Here is a 25,693-nt window from a genome sequence, read left to right on the forward strand (position 1 = left end):
AATGCTTTTTGTGGGTATTAATTAATTATAATGGTTGAGTTACGAAAACGTTTAAAACAATAATTTTATATTTTCATAGGTATTTGTTAAAGCCTCTTTAATTTCAATTTCATTTTTAAAAGTAACTTTTTCAATTCCTTCTAAAGTTTGAGGAATTAAATTGCCCGAAAAATCCGTTTTCATTAAAAACCAATATGTAATTTTTAAGATAATTTTATTTTTTCTTTCAAAAATATGATAGGTAGTTTCCAGTTGGTTTTCAATCATTAAATTATCAACACCACATTCTTCTTCAACTTCTCGCAATGCACATTGCTCAATAGTTTCTCCTATTTCTAGTTTACCTTTTGGTAAATCCCATTTATTAAATCGATAAATAAAAAGTACTTTATCTTTTTGTAAAACTTTACCTCCTGCTGCTTCCTGTATTTTAAAAAAACCTTTAAATTTTTCCCAATCTTCTTTTAAATTAGAACAAACTAAACAAATGCCACTGTATTTTGATTGAAATAAATCATCAATCAAATCAACAATTTGAACACTTTCAAAATTTATAACTTTTAAATTTGTTGAAATCTTATTATTTTCGACAAAAATAATTGGGTGGTCATTAACAAAAACTTTATACATTTGCATCATGATTATGAACAAAGATACTGCAAAAAAAACTGCTGAACTTCTATTACAGATTAAAGCTATAAAATTACAACCAAATGAACCATTTACCTGGGCTTCTGGTTGGAAATCTCCTATTTATTGTGATAATAGAACAACGCTTTCTTTTCCTAAAATAAGAAATTATTTAAGAGAAAACTTAGCTAATATTATTGAAAAAGAATATGGAAAACCTGATGTAATTGCTGGTGTTGCAACTGGTGCAATTGCAATTGGGGTTTTGGTAGCACAACATTTAAATGTTCCTTTTATTTATGTAAGACCTGAACCAAAAAGCCACGGTAGAAAAAACCAAATTGAAGGTTTTTTAGACAAAAACAAAAATGTTGTTGTGGTTGAAGATTTAATAAGTACTGGTAAAAGTAGTTTAAATGCTGTAAAGGCTTTAAAAGATGAAGGTGCTAATGTAAAAGGAATGGTAGCTATATTTAATTATGGTTTCAGTGTTGCTGAAGAAAATTTCAAAAAAGCAGCTGTTAAATTAACTACTTTAAGTGATTATGATCATTTATTAGAGCAAACATTTGATAGTAATTACATTTCAGAAAGCGAGTTAGAAACACTTAAAAAATGGAGAGAAAATCCAAGTGAGTGGAATCAATAAAAATGTATTATGAATTTAGAAACAAAAAAATCAGTAATAAATAAATCTCAAAAAGAGTTTTTTGAATTTTTATTAGATCTAAATAATTTTGAACAGTTAATGCCTGAAAACAACACAAAATTTGAAGTTGACGGTGATTCGTTTGTGTTTGGTTTAAAAGGTATGCCAGAGATTAGATTAGTGACAAAAGAGAAACAAGAATTTGATAAAATTGTATTAGGAGCTGCAAGTAGTAAATTAGATTTTTCACTTACAGTTAATATTAATACAGTTTCTGAAAATACTTGTGAAACACAATTATTATTTGAAGGTGATTTTAATCCAATGATGGCAATGATGGTGAAAGGACCTCTACAAAAATTTATAAATACACTAACAGAAAACGCTAGTAAATTATAATTTTTTAAAGATTTTAACGATTCGCAAATTTTATTTCTTTTAAATTAAATTTGCGAATCGTTTCATTTTCCAGCTCTAACACAAGCCTTCCATTTTTATCTACATCAACAATTTTTCCTAAAAAAATAACGTTATTTTTATCAATAAACATAGATGGTTTATTCATTTTAAAAAGCGATTCTATATATAATTTCTTAAGTTCTTGTAATCTATTAGATTCAATAAATTGAACAAATTTTTTTATAGAGTTTACTATTTTCAACAATAATTCATCTAAATTAAAAGTATGTCCTGTTAAAATTTTTAGAGAAGTAACATTTTCAAGTTCATTTGAAAAGTTTTCTTGATTCACATTTAGTCCAATACCTACTATAGATTGTTTTATAAAACTACCTCCAATATTATTTTCAATTAACACTCCAGCAACTTTGTCTTTTACTGCCAAAATGTCGTTTGGCCATTTTATAAAAACAGGTACTTTAACCTGCCCTTTTAACACGTTTAAAAGACCTAAAGAAATAGCCATACTTAAATAAAACTGCTCTTCAATTTTAAACCTCTTTATATTAATTAAGATGCTGAATGTTAGATTCTTAAACCTATCAGAAGTCCATTTAGTCCCCATTTGTCCCCTTCCTTTAGTTTGGTGTTCAGCAACAACTACTGTAAAATTTTCAAGGTTACTTTCTGAAGCCATTTTTTTAAGATACAAATTGGTAGAATCAATGGCACTAAGTTTGATTATATTCATTTAGAAAATTATATATTTATCAAAGTTACAGAAATCATATTTTATGATAAAAAAATAATAACTTTGCAATCAAATAAAAAAAATTAATGACGAAAAAAAATGTAAGCGCAGATGATTTAATAGCGGTGATTTTAAAGGCGATAGATGAAATAAAAGGAGTCGACATTCAAATTTTAGATTTAAGAGAAATTGAAAACACAGTTTGTGATTATTTTATAATCTGTTCAGGAACTTCAAATACACACGTAAATGCCATTTCAGGTATTATTCAAAAACAGGTAGGTAAATTATGTAAAGAAAAACCTTGGCACGTTGAAGGTGAAGGAAATGCTGAATGGATTTTAATAGATTATGTGAATGTAGTTGTACACGTTTTTCAAAAAAATATTCGTGAATATTATGATATTGAAAGCCTTTGGGGAGATGCCAAAATTACACAAATACCAACATCCAATTAAACAATATTTCAACTTATTGAAAAATAAATAAATGAGTCAAGAAAAAAAGAATACACCAAATAATAAAAATATTAAAACTCCTAAATTCAATTTTTACTGGATTTACGGAATTGTTTTTGTACTTTTTATAGGCTATCAAATTTTTAATAGCGAAAGCTTATCAACAAAAAACTTGAGCCAAAATGAATTTAAAACTATATTAACGGATAATGATATTGATAAAATAGTTATTGTTAATAAAGATATTGCCAACATTTACATAAAAAATGAGGCATTAGAAAAAGAAAAGCATAAAAAGAATAAAGGTTCTCTTTATTCCAGTAATGCGCCAATGTATTATTATGACTTTGGTGATTTACAAAATTTTGAAAAAGAATTAAGCCAAGAAAAAACGGCAAACTCTTTAGATTTTGATACATCTAACGTTGAAAAAACAAACCTTTTAGATCAACTTTTTATTTATTTACCATTTATATTTTTAATTGGTTTATGGATTTATTTTATGAGAAGAATGTCTGGCGGTGGCTCAGGTGGTGGAGGTGGTCAAATTTTTAGCATTGGAAAATCTAAAGCTAAACTATTTGATCAAGATCAAAAAGTAAAAACCTCATTTAAAGATGTTGCTGGTTTAGAAGGTGCGAAAGAGGAAGTGCAAGAAATTGTAGATTTCTTAAAAAGTCCAGATAAATACACATCCCTTGGTGGTAAAATTCCAAAAGGTGCATTATTAGTTGGCCCTCCTGGAACAGGTAAAACATTATTAGCTAAGGCTGTTGCAGGTGAAGCTGGAGTGCCATTTTTCTCACTTTCGGGATCAGATTTTGTTGAAATGTTTGTTGGTGTTGGAGCGTCAAGAGTTAGAGATTTATTTAAACAAGCGCAGCAAAAAGCACCCTCAATTATTTTTATAGATGAAATAGATGCCGTTGGTAGAGCCCGTGGAAAAAATAATATGACTGGTGGTAATGATGAAAGAGAAAATACCTTAAATCAGTTATTAACTGAAATGGATGGTTTTGGAACTGATACAAACGTAATTGTAATTGCTGCCACAAACCGAGCTGATGTATTAGACAAAGCTTTGTTACGTGCAGGTCGTTTTGACCGACAAATTTATGTTGATTTACCAGATTTAAAAGAAAGAGCTGCAATATTTAAAGTACATATTAAGCCTATTAAAATTCATAAAGACGTTGATCTTGAGTTTTTATCGCAGCAAACTCCAGGTTTTTCAGGAGCAGATATTGCAAATTTATGTAATGAAGCAGCTTTAATTGCCGCCAGAAAAGGTAAAAAAGCTGTTCATCATCAAGACTTTTTAGATGCTGTAGATAGAATTATAGGTGGGTTAGAAAAGAAAAATAAATTAATTTCACCAAAAGAAAAGAAAACAATTGCTTTTCATGAGGCTGGACACGCAACTGCAAGTTGGATGTTAGAACACGCAGCTCCATTAGTTAAGGTAACAATTGTACCAAGAGGTCAGTCTTTAGGTGCAGCTTGGTATTTACCAGAAGAACGTCAAATTGTTCAGGCTGAACAAATGTTAGATGAAATGTGTGCTACACTTGCTGGTAGAGCTGCTGAAAAAATTATGTTTGATAAAATTTCTACAGGAGCATTAAATGATCTTGAAAAAGTTACCAGACAAGCACGTGCAATGGTTACAATTTATGGTTTAAACGATAAAATTGGGAACATTACGTATTATGATTCCAGTGGCCAATCTGATTATAATTTCACAAAACCTTATAGTGAGGAAACTGCACAAACAATTGATAAAGAAATTTCCGAAATTATTGAAGCACAGTACCAAAGAGCTATTGAAATATTATCTAAAAATAAAGATAAGCTTATTACTTTAGCCGAGCTTTTACTTGAAAAGGAAGTGATTTTCAAAAAAGATTTAGAAGCTATTTTTGGGCAAAGACCATTTGAAAAGGAAGAAGAAATAAAAATAGTTGAAGAGGAAAAGACTCTTGAAGAACCTAAAATTGAAAATTCATCGGAAACAGAAGAATAATTTAATAAGTTTTTCATAATTTTGAATTTATTCAAACTATATAATGAGTATATTCAAAAAACTATTTAATTCTCCAAAAGAAACAGTATCTGAAGAATCTTCTTTAGAATCTGAAAACTTACCACTTGATCAAATTTTTGTAAAAAATTTTATTAAGAATAGTGGTAAGTTTTTGTATTCTACATCATTAGAAGAGGTTATTTTAAATATATCTAAAATTGTTCAAGAAAATTCATGGGAAACAATTACTTGTAATGATAATGATCTTTTAAAGTTAATAAAATCAATTAATATTAAAACAACTGATAAGTTAACAAATTTACATCCAGCTTTTTTAAGTTGTGAACATTTAATTGCAGAAAATGGTAGTATTTTGTTTTCCTCAAATCAATTAAAAGAGCATAAAATTTCAGAATTATCTGAAAACTTTATTGTTTATGCAACTACTAGTCAATTAGTAAAAACAAAAGGCGAGAGTTTAACTGGAATTAAAACAAGATATAAAGGTAATATACCTAGCAATATAAGTGCAATTAAAAATTACAATCCTAACAATAAAGATGAGGATTTTATGAGTTATGGAAACACAAATTCAAAAAACTTATATTTACTGCTTTTTGAAGATTTATAATTTATGGGAAAACTTTTAAAACGTACACTATCAGGGTTAGTTTTTGTAAGTGTATTAATCTTTTCAATTTTATTTAGTAAAATAACATTCATTTGTCTTTTCTTCATTTTAATGATGTTTTGCTTGTATGAATTTAAAAAGATGATTGCTTTAAAAAGTGTGTTTCCATATATTATTGGCACCCTACTTTTTATTTTTGGAAATATTTTAAATGTTGAGGATATCCCATCAAGAATGCTTTTTGAATATATAGGTGTAGCTTTATTTTTAACCATTTTTATAACTTTTGCATCCATATTATTTGCTAAAAAAGAAGAAGTTATAAGTCATTTAGGAAAAATATTTTTATCCATAATTTATATAGTAGTTCCGTTTACACTAATTGTTCAAATACCTTTTTTAAATGCATCTTTCAACTATATAAACACAACAATTTTAGGGGTATTTATACTCATTTGGGTTAATGATTCTTTCGCATTTTTAATAGGTAAAAATTTTGGAAAACATAAATTACTGGAACGTATTTCACCAAATAAAACCATTGAGGGTTTTATAGGTGGTATGGTTTTTACATTTATTGCAAGTTTTATATTAGCAAATCAATTTACCAGCCTATCTCAAACACAGTGGATTGTTATTGCAGGAATTGTTAGTATATTTGGAGTATTAGGAGATTTAATTGAATCTATGTTTAAAAGGCAAGCCGGTGTTAAAGACAGTAGTAATTTTATTCCCGGACATGGTGGATTTTTAGATAGATTTGATAGTGTTATTTTTGCTGCACCCTTTATATTTATTTATTTACAATTAGTTCAATAATTATGTTTCATAAAGAAGGTTATAAAATAATTTTAATTGCAACAATTATTGTTGGGGTTGGAATAATATGTATTGAAAACTTTGTAGGTTTAACTTGGTTAAATAAATTTTTATCAATTGTTTTATTGATTTTTTATATTCTAATATTACAATTTTTCAGAAACCCTAAAAGAAAAACACCCATAAATGACAGTACAATTATAGCTCCTGTTGACGGAAAAGTTGTAGTTATAGAGGAGGTATTTGAAAAAGAGTTTTTTAATGATAAAAGAATACAAATCTCTATATTTATGTCTCCGCTTAATGTTCACGTTACAAGATATCCTATTAGCGGAAAGGTGAATTTAAGTAAATACCATCCTGGAAAATTTTTGGTTGCTTGGCACCCAAAAGCGTCTGAAGAAAATGAAAGAACTACTGTTGTTATAGAAAGTAAGACATTTGGAAATGTATTATATAGACAAATTGCTGGTGCACTTGCAAAAAGAATTGTAAATTATGCAAAACCAACAATGCAAGTTGTACAAGGTGAAGATGCTGGCTTTATTAAGTTTGGATCAAGAGTAGATGTTTTCTTACCATTAAATACAAAAATTAAAGTAAATTTAAACGATAAGGTAAAAGGTGGAGAACAAGTTATTGCTGAAATTTAGTTTTTTGATTTAATGATATAGTTATGAAAAAAAACTTAAATAAAGAATTTGATGAGGCTTATTTAAAAGCTTCCTCAACTGACATTAAACTACCTCCTGATATAATGTTGCAATTTTATGCCTATTACAAACAAGCAACAAAAGGCAATAACTATGAAGAACCTTCTGGAGAAGTACAATTAAGAAACGCATTTAAATTAAATGCTTGGTTTCAATTAAATCATCTTACAGAAGATGAAGCAAAAAAAGAGTATATTAAACTTGTAAATAAATATTTAAAATCATGAAAAAACACTTACCCATCTTACTTCTTTTAACATTAACATTTGTTATATCTTGTAAAAATAAGAATACTGAAAAAAAAGAAGTAAATGCTAAAGAAAAAGGATATACTATAGAACCTAAAACTACAACTGTAAATTGGACTGCATATAAAACTACTAGTAAAATACCCGTAAAAGGCCAATTTACAACACTAAATATTGAAGAAAATAAAGCTAAGGCCAAAACCGCATTAGAAGCTTTAAATAATATTAAATTCAGTATTCCTGTTAGTAGTTTATTTACAAAAGACACCATTAGAGATGAAAAATTAAAAAAATTCTTTTTTGGATCAATGCTTAACACTGAAAGTATATCAGGAACTATTCATATAAAAAATGAAACTTCGGGAACCGTTGATATAGTAATGAATGAGATTTCTCAAGCATTGCCTATAACTTTTGTGGCAAGTGATCAAATGGTAACTATAGAAGCCATTATGGATTTGGATAATTGGCAAGCTCAAGCCGCTATTGCAGCTTTAAACACGGTATGTAAAGAATTACATACAGGAGAAGATGGAATTTCTAAAACGTGGAGTGAAGTAAAAATTGAAGTAGCAACTTACCTAAAATATGAATAAAAAAAAGCCTGCAAATGCAGGCTTTTTTTTAACCACCTAGTTGTTGCTTAAGGTAATTAAGTTTTGCTTTCCAAACATCAAGTTTTTCTTTATATACGTCAATTTGACTACGAACATTTTTTACTAAAGGATTATCTTCAGAAACATTTGAAATAAAACCAATATTGTTTTCCAATTGTTGTATTTCACGAACAGTTTCATCTATCTTTTTTCTTATAAATAATTGCTCAGAATCTAATTTTCTATAGTTTTTTTGCTCAAGATAGCTATTTACCAAGTTTTCAAACTTTATCATTTCAATATCTTGTTTCTCTATACTACTTTTATCAACTACTTTGTCCAGTACTTTATTAAATTTCACTTCAATATGTCTCATTTCATGAGGAACTCTACCCAAATCACGCCAATCTTTTACATACTCTTTTAAATCATCAATAGTAATTTTGGTTTTATCTTCAATTTTTTCTTTAATTTCAGAAAGTAGCTCTTTCTTTTGATTTAAAACCTCAATTTCTTCTTTATTTCCTTGATCCTGGTTTTTATGTAATCTATCAAAATAATGGTTACAGGCATCTTTAAATTCTTTCCAAAGTTTATCGGAGTATTTTCTAGGAACATGACCAATTTTTTTCCAATCAGCCTGTATTTTTTTCATTATTTCAGTTGCCGTATCCCATTCTTCACTATCTTTTAAAGCAACAGCTTTTTCAATTAATAATTTCTTTTTATTTAAATTATCAAAATGATCTTTCTTTACATCTTTGAAAAATTTATTTTTTTCAACATTAAATTTTCTAGTTGCTTCTTTAAACTTTGACCAAATTTGATCGTTTTTTGCTCTAGGAACTTGTCCTATACTAAAAAATTTATTGCGTAATGCCTCTATTTCCTTTATACTTTTTTGCCAGTCGGATCTTGATTCATTTTTCGAAATATCAATAGCTTCAATTGCAGTAACCACAGCTAGCTTTTTATCAATATTTCCCTCAAATTTAGATCGCATATCCTTAAAAAATTCATGACGATTATCATGTACTTTTCTAGTGGCTTCACTAAAACGTTCCCAAACCTCTTCTCTATTTTCTCTAGCAACTGGGCCAATATCCTCTTTCCATAATTTATGTAGTACCTGTAATTCTTTAAAAGCAACGTTAACATCTTCTACATTTACTAATTCTTCAGCTCTTTCAACTAACTTTAATTTTTCTTCTAAATTATGTTTAAAATCCAAGTCACGTAAATCATTACTTAAATGCAGTAAATCGTAAAAACGCTCTACATGATGATGGTAAGTCCTCCAAGTATCATTATATTTAGCTCTTGGAATAGGCCCAACAGCCACCCATTTAGCCTGAATATCTTTAAACATTTTATACATAGTTGCCCCTTCGGCATTATCTATTAAATGCTTTAAATCTTCAATTAATTCTAATTTTTCTTCTAAATTGGTTTTTAACTTAGCCTCTTGGTTAGCATAAAATTCGTTTCGCTTAATTTTGAAATCGTAAAGTATACTATTATAGGTAGATTTTATTGGGTTGCTATATTGAAAATCAACTACATTTCCGCCTTCTGCTAAAAACTTCTCCTTTTCAGCTTTTAATAATTTCCCAAACTTTACATTAAAAATACTTTTAATTTTATTAACATTATTATTTATGCTTTGAACCTGACCTTCTCTAACAAGTTTCCCTAATTCTTCAACTAGTTCATCTAAACTTAAATTACCATAATCCTCCATTTCAATAGCTACATGCTCAATGTTTTCAGAGCTTTCAGCTATTTTGTCTTCAATTTCATCCACTGCAACATTGGTTGAAGTGCTCTTTTCTAAATCTGGTTTATTTGTGGTTATTTGTTCTTGGGTAGCTCCTGAATTTTCAGGGGATAACTCTTTTTCTTGTACTGGTAATTTCTCTTCTTGGTCTAACATATCAAAATGTTTAAGGTTCAATAATTATAATCATTAATAATTTTAATAGTATTTACAGTCAATACCATTTTATAAAAGATTCAAAAAGGTACAAAAAGTTGCGTTACAAATAGAAATTTTTCTACGAGTTCCAAATCTCCCAAGACTTTTCAGCTTGAAATTCCAGCATTTCCAAACCATTTTTTATAACTGCTCCATTTTTTTTACCTAGTTGTAAAAATTTTGTTTCTGAAGGATTATAAATTAAATCGAAAAGCAAATGTTTTTCAGAGATAAATTCATAAGGTATATCAGGTGATTCATTTATATTTGGGTGTGTACCAAGGGGTGTACAATTAATAATAATATTATATTCATTCATTACCTGTTCATTTAGCATAGAATACAAAAAAACATTATCTGCTAATCTTCTAGAAACAAATTTATACTCAATATTTAATTTTTTTAAAGCATATGCAATCGCTTTTGAAGCACCTCCAGTACCTAATATGAGTGCTTTTTTATGGTGATTTTTTAACAATGGTTCAATAGCTTTTTTGAATCCAAAAAAATCTGTATTGTAACCATGTAGTTGATTTTTATCTGTAATTTTTATGGTATTTACAGCTCCAATTTCTTTTGCATCAGGATCAATTTCATTAAGGTAGCGCATTACGGATTGTTTATAGGGAATGGTAACATTTATACCTCTAAATTCGTGTTCTTTGTGGTATAATAAAAACGGAAACTCTTCAATTTCAGGGATATCAAAGTTTTGATATGTTAAATCCGTTAAACCTAATTTTTCAAATTTATCGGTGAAATATTTTTTTGAAAATGAGTAGGAAATATTTTTTCCTAAAAGCCCATATTTTGTTCTATTATTCATCTATATATTCTTTACGTTCTGTTCCGTATTTATCAATAAGTAAAATTATTCCTGCTCCTACCGCTATAAACAAAATTGCTATCCAAGTTTCAGTATCAGAAAAATTAGGAAAATATCTTTTAAAATTTTCTATCACTTTATTTCCATTGGAATCTAATAAATTTACTCCATCTACAATTTTATAAATTTCTTTTTTCCAAGGCCAAACTATCCCCAGGGAACCAGCTATAAATCCAATAATTACAGCTGTTACAATTTGATGCCAGCGTTTTAAAACATACCCTAAAATGTGTGATGTAAAAACCAATCCAAATGCCGAACCACCAGTAAAAGTTGCAATTATTTTTAAGTATCTCATTCTTTCTGCATTATCCAAAAAACTAAAATCTCCAGTAAAAACTTCAGTAATTGTATTAAATAACATAGTTACAGAATCCACTAGCAACAAAACATAATTACCCATTAATATTAAAATAAATGATCCAGACAATCCTGGTAATGTCATCCCTGAAACACCAATAATTCCACAAGCAAATACAAACCAAAGGTTCTCATTTTCTTTTGCTGGACTCATAAAACTTATGGCAACACCTAGTAATACACCAAAAACCATAGAAATAACATTCCTGGCTCTCCAATCGTTAAAATCTTTTGAAATATAGAATATAGAGCCTAAAATCATTCCAAAAAAAGCACTCCACACGTATAGTTCATAACGCTGAAGTAAGTAATCTAACACTAAAGAAACACTAAAATAACTAAACATGCTTCCTCCAAAAACCAACATTAAAAAAGTAGCATTTGTATATTTATAAAAGCTTCTATATCTACCGTTAATAAGTAATAAAAAAGCTTTATAATTTATTTTTCTGAAGGAATAAATCATCTCTTCATAAAAACCCAATACAAATGAAACCGTACCACCAGATACACCGGGAACTTTATTGGCTGCTCCCATTGCAAGTCCTTTTAAAAAAAGGAAAAAATTATCCAGCAAGCTACGATCTTTTGCCATTTATTAATTTGTATTTGACATGTTTGCTATTTTTTCTAAAACAATTATTACCGCAAACCCCACTATTGCCAAAACTATTGCCATTGCTAATTGTGGATTTCCATCAAAAGAAAAAGGAGAAATACTTTGTTCGTTAAAAGGTACTTTTAAACCATGTGAATTTGTACGCCAGGTTAATGTTTCTTTCCAAGGCCATATTTTATTTAGGGAGCCTAAAATAAATCCAGTTAAGACAGCAAGTGTTAAATTTTTATAATGACTAAATAACCATTTTAAAACTTTTGAAAAAGACAATAATCCAATTACTGCACCAGAAGCCAAAATAGCGAGTAACTTAAAATCTCTATCATGTATTGCATCTAAAACAGGTTTATATGCACCTAATAATACTAAAATAAATGAGCCTGAAATTCCAGGTAAAATCATAGCACAAATTGCCAAAGCACCCGCTATAAATAGAAATAAAGGCGATGAATTTTCAGTAATCATTGGTTGAAGTGTAGTTATATAGTATGCCATAATAGCACCTAGTACAAAAAGCACTATAGTTATAATTCTCCATTTTGAAATTTGCTTTCCAATAAATAATATACTTGCTAAAACCAAACCAAAAAAGAAAGACCAAACAAGTATTGGTTTATTTTCCAACAACCAAGAAATTAATTTTGCCAACGAAACAATACTTATAAAAATCCCAGATACTAACGCTAGCAGAAAACTACCATTTACAGCTTTCCAAAAAGCTTTAAATCCATTATTTTTAAGCAATTTAAGTGTTGAAAAATTAATTGAACTTATGGACGTTAGTAATTCTTCATAAATACCTGAAATAAAAGCTATTGTACCACCAGAAACCCCAGGAACTACATCTGCAGCTCCCATAGCCATTCCTTTTAAGGTGATTACTAAATAATGAATTAAATTTCTTTGTTGCATATGTCTTTTAACTTAAAAGACAAATGTAATATTTTATAATGAAGTATTTTTGAAATCATTTATTATATCCATAACCTCCTTCTTTTTATATATTTCAGGGAATAAATCTTTTATTACATGAAAATATTCAAAATCTATAGATAATGCTTGCTCTAAATGCTTTTTCCCTTTTAAATTATTATTAAATTTAAAATAAATACTTCCTAGTCTGTATTCAATTTCTGAAAAATCTCTAAAGTATTTTTTTGCTTTCAATAAATTAGTTAAAGCATCTTCAAAATCTCCTAAATAACATAAAACATCACTTAAACCTACCCATATTGTTATATCATAGTCTTGTAATAAAATACAGTTCTGGAATGCCTCAACCGCTTCTTCAAAAAAGTTTAATTTTAAATTTATTTCTGCATATTTTCTCCAATACAAGCTATTTTTATCATCAATTTCAATAGCTTTATTAATGTAAAATAATGCTTTATTGTAATTTTTATTTAGAAGGTATAATTGAGTAATTGCCAACCAACCTTTATCTAATAAAGGATCTTCGTGAACTGCTTTTTTATAATATTGAATAGCTAATGTATTTCTTTTCAATTTTTCATAACATTCGCCAATTCTAAGAAAAACAAAAGAAGTTGGATCATCTAAATCAATAGTAATTTTATAATTTTCAATGGCCTCTGTAAACTCGTTTAACTGCTCTAACGTTTTGGCTTTTTCTAAATACGCACCCACAAATTGTTCATCAATTAAAACAGCATAGTCAAAAGCTCTTAAAGCTTCATTGTAATTTTCTAAAATAAAATATTGTCTTCCTAATTGATGCCAAGCAACTTCACTATAAGGATCTTTATTTATATAATTATTCAAATATGCAACAGCTTCTTCATGTTGATTTTGCATATCAAAACAGTAAATTACATTGTAAAGTGAGGAATAATCTTCAAAATCAACATCTAAGCATTTTGCAAAATTCAACCTGGCTTCATCAAAATTATCCAAGTACAAATATTCCATTCCAATCATAGAAAGTACATCTGCTTTATCATCGGTATAAGCCAAAGCAATTTTTAAAGAATTTATTGCGTTTTCGTGCTCATCTTTTTTTGAAAAAATACTGGCCTGTTGTACATAAATTTCTTCATTGGTAGGTTCAATGGCTTGTAGTTCTTTTAATAAAGTTGAAGCCGTATCATATTCATTATCAAAAATAAGTAACTCAGCTTTTAATAACTTTAATAAAACAGAATTTGGATGCTGTTTTAAACCAAGTGTTATTGCTTTTTTTGCTAATGAAATTTTTCCAGAGTCAATATAATAATGTATAATCTCCTCAAATTCAATAGAGTCAAAAAAATAGACACTATCGGTTTTTAACATTGATTCAAATTTAGACAAGGGTAAATTATTTTCTTTTGGAGTTAAAGACATATACAAGAATAAATAATTACTATGAAAATAAAAGTACAAGAACAAAAGCATAATTTAATAATAACTTCTAAATGTTTTTAACAAATTAATTAACAAAATGCCTTATATTTGTATTCCAAACAATGTTTGGTATTGCAATGAGTAAAAAAATTCTTCTTAACTCTAAAGAAATTGACATAATTCTTCATCGGTTAGCTTGTCAGTTAATTGAAAATCATAATAATTTTGAAAACACTGTTCTTATAGGTATTCAACCTAGAGGAGTTTACTTAGCTGAAAGACTTGTTGCTATTTTAAAGGAAGATTACAATATTGTAAATGTTCAGTTAGGGCAATTAGATATTACTTTTTATAGAGACGATTTTAGACGCCGAGGAGAACCTTTAGAAGCTAATAAAACAAACATTAATTTTATTGTTGAAGATAAAAATGTTGTTTTTATAGACGATGTTTTGTTTTCAGGAAGAAGTATTAGAGCTGCTTTAACAGCAATTCAATCGTTTGGAAGACCAACTGACATTGAACTTTTAGTATTAATAGACAGACGATTTAGTAGACATTTACCAATTCAGCCAAATTATAGAGGAAGACAAGTAGATGTTATTAATGAAGAAAGAGTAACCGTAAATTGGAAAGAAAAAGACGGAAAAGACGCCGTTTATATAATAAATAATTAATTATATGAGTCAGTTAAGCGTAAAACACCTTTTAGGAATAAAACATATAAATAAAGCTGATATTGATTTAATTTTTAAAACTGCAGATCACTTTAAAGAAGTAATTAACCGTCCTATTAAAAAAGTTCCTTCGCTAAGAGATATAACCATTGCAAATTTATTTTTTGAAAACAGCACCAGAACAAAACTTTCATTTGAATTGGCTGAAAAACGTTTATCGGCCGATGTAATCAATTTCTCTGCAAGCCAATCTTCAGTAAAAAAAGGAGAAACACTTATTGATACTGCCAACAACATTTTATCAATGAAAGTTGATTTAATTGTAATGCGCCATCCAAACGTTGGTGCTTGTGATTTTTTATCTAAACATGTAAATGCGCGTATTGTAAATGCAGGAGATGGAACTCACGAACATCCAACTCAGGCATTGCTTGATTCGTATTCTATTAGAGAAAGATTAGGAAGTGTAACTGGTAAAAAAGTATTAATTGTTGGAGACATTTTACATTCAAGAGTTGCATTATCTAACATTTATGCTTTAAAGTTACAAGGAGCAAAAGTTAAAGTTTGTGGACCAAAAACACTAATTCCAAAATATATTGAAAATTTAGGTGTTGGTGTTGAAAACAATATAAAGAAAGCATTGGAATGGTGTGATGTTGCTAATGTATTAAGGGTTCAAAATGAACGTATGGCAATAAATTATTTTCCTTCAACAAGAGAGTATACACAACTATTTGGAATTAATAAACAGTTATTAGATTCGCTTGGCAAGAAGATTGTTATAATGCACCCAGGGCCCATTAACAGAGGTGTGGAAATAACAAGTGATGTTGCAGATGCAGATCAATCAATTATTTTACATCAGGTAGAAAATGGAGTAGCAATTAGAATGGCTGTAATTTATTTATTGGCACAACAAATTGAAAGACACAAACAATGAAAATAACAACTACTGAAAAATATACTTTATTAAAACCTACCAATAATTCATTAGGTGAATTTCAAGTAAATCTTGAAAAAGAGCTATCAAAATTTGAAGGAGCACATTTAATTTTAGACTTTTCAGAAAAAATTAACACAAAAATAGAAGAATTATTGTTATTTTTGAGTTTAAGTTCTCAACATAAAGAAAACGGCACAAGTTTTGTTATTATCTCTAAAGGAATTAATATTGATGAAATTCCAGATGAACTTAATGTTGTACCAACAATTACAGAAGCGATTGACATTATAGAAATGGATGCGATTGAACGAGATTTAGGATTTTAAAACCAATAGGCTTATTGATGAAAAAACTACTTTTAATAACTTTCTTATTACTATTTACTTTTTCTTTTGCACAACAAAAAGAAAAGGATAGTAGTGTTATTAAAAAAAATGAACCTACAACTACGCTATTATCTGTTTCAGCATCTCCAAATCCATTAACAATTAAAACTCGCATTAGTTTTAGATCAACAAAAGAACAATTAGTGGAAATTACAGTTAAAAACCTTATAGGTAAAACTGTCTATGGCACCAGAATAAATGCGAAAATAGGAATAAATTCCATACCATTTAATCGTGACGATTTAACAAATGGCATGTATATTTACTCATTACAATCTGACACTGAGATTGTATCAAAAAGACTTGTAATTAGATGAGTTTAAAACTCACCATTTTAGGCTGTCACTCTGCTACACCTAGAGTTAACGCAAACCCAACCTCTCAATATTTAGAAATAAAAAACCATAATTTTTTAATTGATTGTGGAGAAGGAACTCAAGTTCAATTACGAAAATATGGTGTAAAATTTTCTAAAATAAAACATGTTTTTATTTCTCATTTACACGGAGATCATTTTTTTGGTTTGGTAGGATTAATTTCTACTTTTAGATTGTTAAACCGAGAAACTGAATTGCATATTTACGGTCCAAAAGGGATAAAAGAAATAATTACATTGCAATTAAAACTTTCAAATTCCTGGACAAATTATCCTTTATTATTTCACGAATTAACAGCAACACATAGCGAACTTATTTTTGAAGACTCTAAAGTTGAAGTACATACAATACCATTAGATCATAGAGTATATACAAACGGTTTTTTATTTAAAGAAAAAATAGGTGAACGCAGGTTAAATATGAAAGTCATTTCTAAATACAAGGAAATTGAAATCTGTGATTATCAAAATCTAAAAAACGGAAAAGATTTTAAATTAAAAAATGGCAGTACAATTGAGAATAGTGAGCTAACATTAAATCCTACAACTCCTAAAAGTTATGCATTTTGCAGCGACACTTCATATTTCCCTGAAATAGTACCACATATTAAAAATGTAAATTGCTTATACCACGAAACTACCTTTTTAAAAGATAAAGAAAACCTAGCTATTACCACTAAACACGCAACAGCCGAGCAAGCTGCCCAAATTGCAAAACAGGCAAACGTACAACAACTTATAATTGGGCATTACAGTGGTAGGTACAAAAATATTGATGCATTTAAAACGGAAGCTCAAGAAATTTTTGAAAATACATATTTAGCTGAAACAGGTAAAGTCTTTGAAATTAATTAATATGCTCCAATACTTAATAATACTAGCGTACAAGATTCTTCAAAATCAATGTTGTTTTTAACTAGTAGTTTTTCCAACGTTTTATTTTCAGTTCCAGGGTTAAAAATCACACGTTTTGGCTCTAAAGACAAAATATAATCATAATAACTTTCTTGATTTTTTGCATTTAAATAAAGTGTAACGGTATGTATATTTTGAAATATTTCTTTTGAATTATAAATTTTAACTCCTGAAACCTCTCCTTCAACATTACCTATTGCACTCACTTCGAATTCATTAGCTAGTAACTTTTTTATAGCAATGTTTGAATATTTAGTTGGATTTAGTGAGGCTCCAATTACCAGTGTTTTCTTATTCATTTGTTAAAATTAGTTAAAATGTGTTAAACAAAGTAACATCTGTTACACTTAATAGTCTGTTTGGCATATAAAAGATTACAAATAATCTAATTCAATTTAAAAATGAAAACAGCAAACGAAAAAAAGAATCAAACAGCATTTGAAACAACTCCTACTTCAAAAAGTAAAAACTGGAATAACAGAAGACGCTATTCGTATATAACACAATACAGATTTATTTAATCATACAAACTACTAACTCAAAATAATTATAAATGAAAAAAATATTTTTACTCTGCAGTATCTTACTTTCTTTAACTATTTCCGCTCAACTTCCTTCCAATAATAATCCTAAAACTGGTGTTGTATATGGAAAGGTAATAGACGCAAGTTCTCAACAAGCAATCCCTTATGTAACAATTATTGTAAAAGATGCAGCAAAAAAACCTACAACTGGAGGAATTACTGACGATAATGGAAACTTTTCAATCAAACAGCTTTCTGAAGGAAAAAATTTTATTGAAATTCAATTTATAGGTTATAAAACTGAAATTAAAGAAATAAACATCTCTAAAACTGATTCAAGAATTGATTTAGGAACTATTTATTTAAAAGAAGAGGCTTCACAGTTAAATGAAGTTGTTGTAGTTGCTGAGACCTCAACTGTTTCTCAAAAAATTGACAGAAAAGTTATTAATGTAGGTAAAGATTTAACTGCTGCAGGAACTACCGCGTCAGAATTATTAAATAATGTTCAATCTGTTTCTGTAGATAGCCAAACCGGAAATATTAGTTTACGGGGAAATGAAAATGTACGAGTTTTAGTTGATGGTAAACCTACGAATATTGATGCTGCCCAGTTATTAAAACAAATACCATCAACATCAATTAAAAGTGTTGAATTAATAACCAATCCTTCTGCAAAATACAATCCTGAAGGAATGAGTGGAATTATAAATATTGTATTACATAAAAACTCTAACATTGGCTTTAATGGCTCTGCCAATACAGGATTAACTATGGGTAAAAACAATAGATTCAATGGTTCTTTAGATATGAATTTTAAAACTGGAAAGGTAAACTTTTTTGCAAATTATGGCATAAACGATGGTAAAAGTGAAAACTATGGTATTGTTGAACGTAATGATAATAATTCAGTGCAAAATTTTGATATGTTAGATAACAGCACATCTCATCTTTTAAAAGTAGGAGCTGATATTTATATAAATGAAAAAAATACATTTTCATTTTACACGACTCAAAATATGACGGAAAATATTTTCAATGGTGATACAAGAGTCACTTTTGATAATATTTTAGATAGTAGCAGTCCAATGCTTGTTAATGGAGAAAGAAATTCACAAGCATATAATTTTAATTATACTTTAGATTTTGAAAAAAAGGGACACAGTATCGAATTTGAAGCTAATTTTTCTGATTCTGACAGTCCAGAATCTGCTGATTACAAAGAACTAGTTCGTCCTTTTGACCTTACAAGTAATTATAATGATATTATTAAAAATGAACGAGGTACAAGATTATATAATATAGATTATACCAATCCTTTATCAGAAAATTCAAAATTAGAGCTTGGTTTAGAAGCTCGTTTTAATGAAACTACAAACAATAATATTACAACTCAGCATGAATTTATTTATGACTCAAATAATGAATTAATTAATGATGGAAATGGATGGTATGAAACCAAACTTAAAGAGTTTACCTCTTTTGATTACAATAGAGATATTTATGCTGGTTATGTAAATTACAATCAGCAAATAAATAAAGTATCCATGCAATTAGGTGCTCGCTTTGAACAATATAATGTGGAAGGCAGTTTTGTAAAAGGATCAGAGACTTTAAATTATTCAGATAAAATATTCTCAGTGTATCCTTCTGCATTTTTCACCTACAACCCAAGCGAAAAAAATCAGTTTCAATTAAGTTATAGCAGAAGAGTTGACCGTCCTTCAATAGGACAAGTAAATCCAATTAGAGAATGGAGCACGCCTTTAATAACTTCTGTTGGAAACCCAAATTTAAAACCACAGTTTACAAATTCTTATGAATTTAATTACACAAAACAACACAATAAGGGTTCTTTTACAATAGGAACTTTTTACAGAAGGGTTAATGATAATATTAACCGAACTTTAAATATTGACCCACTAGATGAAGATAAAGTTGAATTATCTTTTAACAATACTGCTAGTAATGATAGATATGGTTTTGAAGTTTCTTCAAACTATAAAGTTGCAAAATGGTGGAGAACTAATGCAAGTTTTGATTTGTACACCCAAAAAGAAAGCGGTTTAGCAAATGGAGAACAAATTGAGGTTACAAATAACACTTTAAATTTTAGACTAAGTAATAGCTTTACAGCAACAAAAAATCTTAGATTTCAACTGTTTGCAATGTACAGAGGAGGCGGAAAATCTATACAATTTAAAGTTGATCCAATGTGGATGATTAACACTGGAGCTAGTTTAAATGTATTAAAAGGAAAAGGGACTATTAGCTTAAGAGTTAATGATATTTTTGAAGGAATGAAATTTAAATTCGAATCAGAAAACCCTTATCCATATACTGGTCAATTTAATTGGGAAAGCAGAACTGCCTATCTTGGATTTATGTACCGTTTTGGTGGCGGAAAAAATAAAGCAAAAGGAAGAAAATCAAGAGATAATAATGAAACGCAAAGTGGCGGAGGCTTTATTTAAAAAATTATCTTCAAAATTTAATTAACTATTTTTTAACAAGACGAAGTGTAATATTTAATGAAATGTATCGTCTTTATTATGTAACACTTCTTTAAATAAAAATATTAAAAAGGATATTGTAATTATTTGAATTAATTAGCCAATAACCTTTAAAAAAACCTCTAAACTTGCATTTTAGAGGTTTTTTATTTTAATATTTTCACTGATAATTACCATCTAATTATAACACTTCCCCAGGTAAATCCACTACCAAATGCGGCCAATACAACAAGATCATTGTCTTTAATTTTTCCCTTTTCCCAAGCCTCAGTTAACGCTATAATTACTGATGCAGCAGTAGTATTACCATACTTTTGAATATTATTAAATATTTGGTCATCAGTTAATTTAAATTTCTTTTGAACAAACTGAGAAATTCGCAAATTTGCTTGATGCGGAATTAACATATCAATATCCGTAGCTTCTAAATTATTTGTTTTCAATCCTTCAATAATAGCTTCAGAAAAGCGAACAACTGCATGTTTAAACACAAAAGTTCCGTTCATATATGGAAAATACGATTCATCATTTTCATCATTTGCTTCAATAATTTCAGGAACCCAATGTCTTATACTTGGTGCTAAAACGGTTAGTTCCTCAGCATGCTTTCCTTCAGAATGTAAATGGGAAGATAAAATTCCCTTTGTATTATCTTCAGTTCTTGATAAAACTGCTGCTCCTGCTCCATCACCAAAAATAACGGAAACACCTCTTCCTCTAGTTGTTTTATCTAAACCTCCTGAATGGTATTCAGAACCAACAACTAAAATATTTTTATACATTCCTGTTTTAATAAACTGATCCGCAACCGAGATAGCATAAATAAATCCTGAACATTGATTTCTAACATCTAATGCACCAACTGTTCGTAAACCCAACATTTCTTGAATTTGAACTCCACATCCAGGAAAATAATAATCTGGACTTAACGTGGCAAATACAATAAAATCTATATCTTCATTTGTTAATCCCGATCTCTCAATTGCAATTCTGGATGCCTTAGCTCCCATAACTGCTGAAGTATCTCCGCTTCCTTCTTTAATCCATCTGCGCTCTTTAATTCCAGTTCTTTCTTGAATCCACGCATCATTTGTATCCATCATTTTGGACAAATCATCATTCGTTACTACGTTATCAGGCACATAGTAACCAAGACCTGTTATTTTAGAATTATACATATTATTTTATATTTTTATAATCGTTATATCAAACTTAGTAAAAACTCCATATTTTTACAACTATTACAATAATAACCAATTAAACATTAACATTATGATGAATCGCAAAGATTTTTTGAATTTATCAACACGTGCGGCACTTTTTTTTGGCTTAGCCCCTGCGGTTGCTTGTACAAACTCTAAAAACAGTTCAGTTGAAGATGAAACTCAACAAAAAATTAAACAATTATTGGGTAGAACTGCAACCGGAAGTGCTTTTGGTCTATCTGCTCCAAAAATTGATAAAGTAAGAGTTGGCTTAATTGGTGCTGGAAACAGAGGTAATACACTAATTCAAATGTTTGATTGGTTAATTCAAAATAATTATGCTGAAATAATAGCCATTTCAGATTTAAAACAACAAAAAGTTGAGAAATTAAATGTGCATTTAAAAACTGTACAACCAAATGGTGCAGATTTATATTTTGGAAATCCTGAAGAATGGAAAAAGGTTGCCGAACGCGATGATATTGACCTCTTAATAATTGCTACTCCTTGGGAAATGCATACACCAATGGCTCTTTATGGAATGGAACAAGGAAAACACGTTGCTAGTGAAGTACCAATTTCCTATACTTTAGAAGATTGTTGGAAAATAATTGATACCGCTGAACGAACTCAGAAACATTGTATGATGATGGAAAATTGTTGTTTTAATGGTGAAGAATTATGGATTTTAAATATGATAAAACAGGGTGTTTTTGGAAATTTAACACACGCTGAAGGTGCATATATACATGATTTACGAATGCATATGCTACATGAAACGTATTATGAAGATCAATGGCGATTAAAACATCATGCAAATAGAAATGGTAACTTTTACACCACACATGGCTTAGGTCCTGTAAGCCAATATATGGATATTGGGCGTGGAGATACCTATGATTTTTTAACTTCAATGAGTTCTTTAGAACAAAGCTTAAGTGAAGCCGCCAAACAAAAAAATAATCCAATTCAAGAATTTAAGTGTGGCGATATGAATACTACTCTTATTAAAACAAAATTAGGTAAAACCATTATGTTACAATTTGATGTGCATACAGGAAGACCTTATAACCGTTTAAATACAGTTACAGGTACAAAAGCTGTTCATATGGGATATCCTTCCAGATTGTATGTTGGTCATGAAGAATTACAATGGGGACATAAATGGCTAGAAACAGCAGAATATAAAGAGTACAGAGATAAATACGACCATCCTCTTTGGCAAAAATTAAGAACTCAAATTTCTGAGAATGCTGTTGGTCATGGAGGAATGGATTTTGTTATGATTTACAGATTAATCCGTTGCTTAAATGAAGGCAAACCATTAGATATTAATGTGTACGATAGTATTCTTTGGAGTGCCGTTACACCACTATCTGAACTATCTGTTGCACAAGGCAGTGCTCCTATAAAAGTTCCTGATTTTACTGGCGGAACCTGGAAAGAAAAAAAACCTACTGAAATGCTTCGTGACATTTAAATTAAACACGGGCTATTTAACATTTTATTAATAGGGTAAATATTATTGTTTTAGTAGTTTTGATAGAAATCAATATCAATTAAACAACTTCAATATGAAAAATTTATTTTTTATAGCAATCTTGTTTTTGGGTTCATTTATATATGCCCAAGAAGCACTTACCTATCAAAAACCGCCCAAAGAAATTTTAGAACTTGCAGAAGCTCCTTTAGCTCCTTCCATGCGAATGGATGACAAAGGTGAAAATTTTGTTTTTTTATATCGCTCAAACTTTAAAACTATAGAAGAACTTTCTGAAACTGAAATGCGACTTGGTGGCTTGCGAATTAATCCTAAAACCAACATAAGCAGCAGACAACGCTATTATACAGATATTAAAGTACGCGTTGGAAGAAACAACATTGAAGAAACAGCTACCGGTTTGCCTTCAAACGGAAGATATTCTAACTTCTCATGGTCTCCAAATGAAAAAATGATGGCATTCACTAATACTGTAAACAACGGTGTAGAACTTTGGATTTTAGACATTGAAACAAAATCAGCAAAAAAAATAACCGATCCTAATTTAAATGCTAATACAGGAATGCCCTATTCTTGGTTTAAAGACAATAATTCTTTGCTGGTTAAATTTATTTCAAAAGATAAAAAACCGTTAATTGATACAAAAACAGCAGTACCTGCAGGACCAACAATATCTGTTAGTGAACAAGGTGTAAAAGCTCAAAACAGAACTTACCAAGATCTTTTAAAAAATAAAAGTGATGAACATAATTTTGAACAATTAGCGCTGGCTGAATTATACAAAATATCAATTGATGGAAATAAAACTTTATGGAAAGGAAACGATATGTATAGGAGTCTTTCCTTTTCTCCAGACGGAAATTATATTATGGTAACTACTATTGAAAAACCTTTTTCATATTTAGTGCCTTACAGACGATTTCCTTCAAAAACATCCATTTACAGTTTAGATGGAAACCTTATTTCCGACTTTTTAAAAATTCCATTAATAGAAGATTTACCTAAAGGATTTATGGCTGTTAGAAAAGGAAAAAGAAATTTTTCCTGGAGAGATGATAAACCCGCAACACTTGTTTGGTGTGAAGCCTTAGATGAAGGAGATCCTGCCAAAGAAGTTGTATTTAGAGATGAAGTTTTTGAATTAAATGCACCATTTAATGGAAAAGAAAAATCAATTTTAAAAACAATTGGAAGATTTTCAGGTATTGAATGGGGAAATGAACAAACTGCAATTGCACAAGACTATTGGTGGAATACTAGAAACACTAAATCCTATGTTTTTAATCCTTCAAACATAAATGCCAAACCTATAATTATTTCAGATAGAAATTACCAAGATAGCTATAATGATCCTGGTAGTTTTGTTACCAGAAGAAATCAATATGGTAAATATACTTTAGACTTAATTAAAGATAATGTTTATTTAATTGGTGATGGATACAGTGAAAAAGGAAAATTCCCTTTTGTTGATGAAATGAATTTAAAAACGTTAAAAACAAAAAGGTTATACCAATCTAAATTAACAGATAAAGTTGAAGGTATATTATATGCCTTAAATATGAAAAAAGGGGAAGTAGTTGTTAGAATAGAATCTAAAAACGAATATCCAAATTATTATATTAGAAATATTAAAAAAAGTTCAAATCCCGTTGTTTCTTTAACTCAATTTAAAAACCCTTTTAAAAGTATTCAAAATGTTCACAAAGAAGTTATTAAATATAATCGTGAAGATGGCTTAGAGCTTTCCGGAACCTTATACTTACCAACAAATTATGAAAAAGGAAAAAAATATCCAATGGTTATGTGGGCATATCCAAGGGAATTTAAAGATAAAAGTAGTGCAGGACAAAGTACAATAAATTCAAATGAATTTACGTATCCAAATTATGGTTCTCCAATTTACTGGGTAACTAGAGGTTATGTAGTTTTAAACAATGCATCTTTCCCAATTGTAGGTGAAGGTGATGAACAACCAAATGACACATTTATTAAACAACTTGTTGCAAATGGTAAAGCTGCTATTGATGCTGTTGATAATTTAGGATATATAGACCCAAATAAAGTTGCAGTTGGAGGACATTCATACGGTGCCTTTATGACTGCAAACCTACTGGCGCATTCTAATTTATTTGCAGCTGGCATTGCACGTAGTGGAGCATATAATAGAACTTTAACTCCTTTCGGTTTTCAAAGTGAAGAGCGTAGTTATTGGGAAGCTCCTGAAATTTATTACCAAATGTCACCGTTTATGCACGCAGATACTATGAAGACTCCTTTATTATTAATTCATGGTGAAGCCGATAACAATTCGGGAACATATCCATTACAAAGTGAACGCTATTTTAATGCTTTAAAAGGTCTTGGTGCTCCAGTTCGTTTGGTAATGCTCCCTAAAGAAAGTCACGGTTATAGCGCTAAAGAATCTGTTTTACATATGCTTTGGGAACAAGATCAATGGTTAGAAAAACATGTTAAAAATAGAATTATTAAAGAAAATCCAATTGTAAAAAAAGAAGTTGAAATAAAGCAATAATTATATTAAAAAAGGCA

The 25,693-nt window shown here is 29.1% G+C and carries 26 protein-coding genes; 17 read left to right on the top strand and 9 right to left on the bottom strand.

Annotation, left to right across the window (positions count from 1 at the left end):
- Positions 1 to 51 precede the first annotated feature (51 nt).
- Entirely contained in the window at positions 52 to 630 is a 579-nt protein-coding gene (locus tag BX611_RS00795) for an NUDIX hydrolase (RefSeq protein ID WP_115878880.1), read from the bottom strand.
- A gap of 7 nt (positions 631 to 637) precedes the next feature.
- On the opposite strand from BX611_RS00795, the gene pyrE reads away from it, so the two are divergent.
- Positions 638 to 1,279: an orotate phosphoribosyltransferase gene (pyrE, locus tag BX611_RS00800; protein ID WP_115877596.1), complete on the top strand. Its 642-nt coding sequence runs from the start codon at positions 638 to 640 to the stop codon at positions 1,277 to 1,279.
- Between the two features lie 9 nt (positions 1,280 to 1,288).
- Entirely contained in the window at positions 1,289 to 1,678 is a 390-nt protein-coding gene (locus BX611_RS00805; protein ID WP_115877597.1) for an SRPBCC family protein, read from the top strand.
- Between the two features lie 13 nt (positions 1,679 to 1,691).
- Here the strand turns inward: BX611_RS00805 and BX611_RS00810 are convergent, their stop codons facing one another.
- Entirely contained in the window at positions 1,692 to 2,429 is a 738-nt protein-coding gene (locus tag BX611_RS00810; RefSeq protein WP_115877598.1) for a biotin--[acetyl-CoA-carboxylase] ligase, read from the bottom strand.
- Positions 2,430 to 2,515: 86 nt separating this feature from the next.
- On the opposite strand from BX611_RS00810, the gene rsfS reads away from it, so the two are divergent.
- The 7 genes from rsfS to BX611_RS00845 are packed head-to-tail and all read left to right on the top strand — an operon-like array spanning position 2,516 to position 7,917.
- Positions 2,516 to 2,887, top strand: coding sequence for a ribosome silencing factor (gene rsfS, locus BX611_RS00815; protein WP_115877599.1), 372 nt, complete (start codon positions 2,516 to 2,518; stop codon positions 2,885 to 2,887).
- A gap of 31 nt (positions 2,888 to 2,918) precedes the next feature.
- Entirely contained in the window at positions 2,919 to 4,910 is a 1,992-nt protein-coding gene (gene ftsH / locus BX611_RS00820; protein WP_115877600.1) for an ATP-dependent zinc metalloprotease FtsH, read from the top strand.
- A gap of 43 nt (positions 4,911 to 4,953) precedes the next feature.
- Positions 4,954 to 5,541: an LUD domain-containing protein gene (locus BX611_RS00825; RefSeq protein ID WP_115877601.1), complete on the top strand. Its 588-nt coding sequence runs from the start codon at positions 4,954 to 4,956 to the stop codon at positions 5,539 to 5,541.
- 3 nt (positions 5,542 to 5,544) lie between these two features.
- Positions 5,545 to 6,360 carry a phosphatidate cytidylyltransferase gene (locus tag BX611_RS00830; RefSeq protein WP_115877602.1) on the top strand — a complete coding sequence of 272 codons (816 nt, stop codon included), beginning with the start codon at positions 5,545 to 5,547 and terminating at the stop codon, positions 6,358 to 6,360.
- A 2-nt stretch (positions 6,361 to 6,362) separates the two neighbouring features.
- Entirely contained in the window at positions 6,363 to 7,013 is a 651-nt protein-coding gene (locus BX611_RS00835; RefSeq protein ID WP_115877603.1) for a phosphatidylserine decarboxylase family protein, read from the top strand.
- Positions 7,014 to 7,036: 23 nt separating this feature from the next.
- A complete protein-coding gene (locus BX611_RS00840) occupies positions 7,037 to 7,300 on the top strand; it encodes an acyl-CoA-binding protein (protein WP_115877604.1) in 264 nt (87 codons plus the stop codon).
- Complete coding sequence (locus BX611_RS00845; protein ID WP_115877605.1) at positions 7,297 to 7,917, top strand: YceI family protein; 621 nt, start codon at positions 7,297 to 7,299, stop codon at positions 7,915 to 7,917. Before BX611_RS00840 ends, BX611_RS00845 begins: the two co-directional genes overlap by 4 nt.
- 28 nt (positions 7,918 to 7,945) lie before the next feature.
- On the opposite strand, the gene BX611_RS00850 is transcribed toward BX611_RS00845, so the two are convergent.
- From BX611_RS00850 to BX611_RS00870, 5 genes are all read right to left on the bottom strand, one after another.
- Positions 7,946 to 9,850: a DUF349 domain-containing protein gene (locus BX611_RS00850; protein ID WP_115877606.1), complete on the bottom strand. Its 1,905-nt coding sequence runs from the start codon at positions 9,848 to 9,850 to the stop codon at positions 7,946 to 7,948.
- Positions 9,851 to 9,971: 121 nt separating this feature from the next.
- Positions 9,972 to 10,718, bottom strand: coding sequence for a shikimate dehydrogenase family protein (locus BX611_RS00855; protein WP_115877607.1), 747 nt, complete (start codon positions 10,716 to 10,718; stop codon positions 9,972 to 9,974).
- On the bottom strand, positions 10,711 to 11,733 hold the full coding sequence (locus tag BX611_RS00860) for a DUF368 domain-containing protein (RefSeq protein ID WP_115877608.1): 1,023 nt from the start codon (positions 11,731 to 11,733) through the stop codon (positions 10,711 to 10,713). Before BX611_RS00860 ends, BX611_RS00855 begins: the two co-directional genes overlap by 8 nt.
- 3 nt (positions 11,734 to 11,736) lie before the next feature.
- The gene (locus tag BX611_RS00865) at positions 11,737 to 12,669 is read right to left on the bottom strand and encodes a DUF368 domain-containing protein (RefSeq protein ID WP_115877609.1); all 933 of its coding nucleotides are present in this window, start codon (positions 12,667 to 12,669) and stop codon (positions 11,737 to 11,739) included.
- Between the two features lie 33 nt (positions 12,670 to 12,702).
- A complete protein-coding gene (locus BX611_RS00870; RefSeq protein ID WP_240324956.1) occupies positions 12,703 to 14,049 on the bottom strand; it encodes a tetratricopeptide repeat protein in 1,347 nt (448 codons plus the stop codon).
- Positions 14,050 to 14,237: 188 nt separating this feature from the next.
- On the opposite strand from BX611_RS00870, the gene pyrR reads away from it, so the two are divergent.
- The 5 genes from pyrR to BX611_RS00895 are packed head-to-tail and all read left to right on the top strand — an operon-like array spanning position 14,238 to position 17,340.
- Positions 14,238 to 14,777, top strand: a complete 540-nt coding sequence (gene pyrR, locus BX611_RS00875; RefSeq protein WP_115878882.1) for a bifunctional pyr operon transcriptional regulator/uracil phosphoribosyltransferase PyrR — start codon at positions 14,238 to 14,240, stop codon at positions 14,775 to 14,777.
- 4 nt (positions 14,778 to 14,781) lie between these two features.
- Positions 14,782 to 15,720 (top strand): aspartate carbamoyltransferase catalytic subunit, encoded by a 939-nt coding sequence (locus tag BX611_RS00880; protein ID WP_115877611.1) that lies wholly within the window; start codon positions 14,782 to 14,784, stop codon positions 15,718 to 15,720.
- Entirely contained in the window at positions 15,717 to 16,049 is a 333-nt protein-coding gene (locus BX611_RS00885; protein WP_115877612.1) for a hypothetical protein, read from the top strand. The genes BX611_RS00880 and BX611_RS00885 overlap by 4 nt, the downstream gene beginning before the upstream one ends.
- A gap of 17 nt (positions 16,050 to 16,066) precedes the next feature.
- A complete protein-coding gene (locus tag BX611_RS00890; RefSeq protein WP_115877613.1) occupies positions 16,067 to 16,426 on the top strand; it encodes a T9SS type A sorting domain-containing protein in 360 nt (119 codons plus the stop codon).
- Positions 16,423 to 17,340 carry a ribonuclease Z gene (locus tag BX611_RS00895; protein ID WP_115877614.1) on the top strand — a complete coding sequence of 306 codons (918 nt, stop codon included), beginning with the start codon at positions 16,423 to 16,425 and terminating at the stop codon, positions 17,338 to 17,340. Before BX611_RS00890 ends, BX611_RS00895 begins: the two co-directional genes overlap by 4 nt.
- Here BX611_RS00895 and BX611_RS00900 read toward each other — a convergent pair.
- Positions 17,337 to 17,699 (bottom strand): CoA-binding protein, encoded by a 363-nt coding sequence (locus tag BX611_RS00900; protein ID WP_115877615.1) that lies wholly within the window; start codon positions 17,697 to 17,699, stop codon positions 17,337 to 17,339. The genes BX611_RS00895 and BX611_RS00900 overlap by 4 nt on opposite strands.
- A 254-nt stretch (positions 17,700 to 17,953) precedes the next feature.
- Here BX611_RS00900 and BX611_RS00905 point away from each other — a divergent pair, with 254 nt between their 5' ends.
- Positions 17,954 to 20,398, top strand: coding sequence for an outer membrane beta-barrel family protein (locus tag BX611_RS00905; protein WP_115877616.1), 2,445 nt, complete (start codon positions 17,954 to 17,956; stop codon positions 20,396 to 20,398).
- Positions 20,399 to 20,607: 209 nt separating this feature from the next.
- Here BX611_RS00905 and BX611_RS00910 read toward each other — a convergent pair whose 3' ends face one another.
- Positions 20,608 to 21,615, bottom strand: a complete 1,008-nt coding sequence (locus BX611_RS00910; protein WP_115877617.1) for a 3-oxoacyl-ACP synthase III family protein — start codon at positions 21,613 to 21,615, stop codon at positions 20,608 to 20,610.
- A gap of 94 nt (positions 21,616 to 21,709) precedes the next feature.
- Between BX611_RS00910 and BX611_RS00915 the strand changes: the two genes are divergently transcribed.
- Positions 21,710 to 23,122, top strand: a complete 1,413-nt coding sequence (locus tag BX611_RS00915; RefSeq protein ID WP_115877618.1) for a Gfo/Idh/MocA family protein — start codon at positions 21,710 to 21,712, stop codon at positions 23,120 to 23,122.
- A 94-nt stretch (positions 23,123 to 23,216) separates the two neighbouring features.
- Positions 23,217 to 25,676, top strand: a complete 2,460-nt coding sequence (locus tag BX611_RS00920; RefSeq protein ID WP_115877619.1) for an alpha/beta hydrolase family protein — start codon at positions 23,217 to 23,219, stop codon at positions 25,674 to 25,676.
- Positions 25,677 to 25,693: the final 17 nt, after the last annotated feature.

Source organism: Lutibacter oceani, assembly GCF_003384935.1.
Lineage (GTDB): Bacteria > Bacteroidota > Bacteroidia > Flavobacteriales > Flavobacteriaceae > Lutibacter > Lutibacter oceani.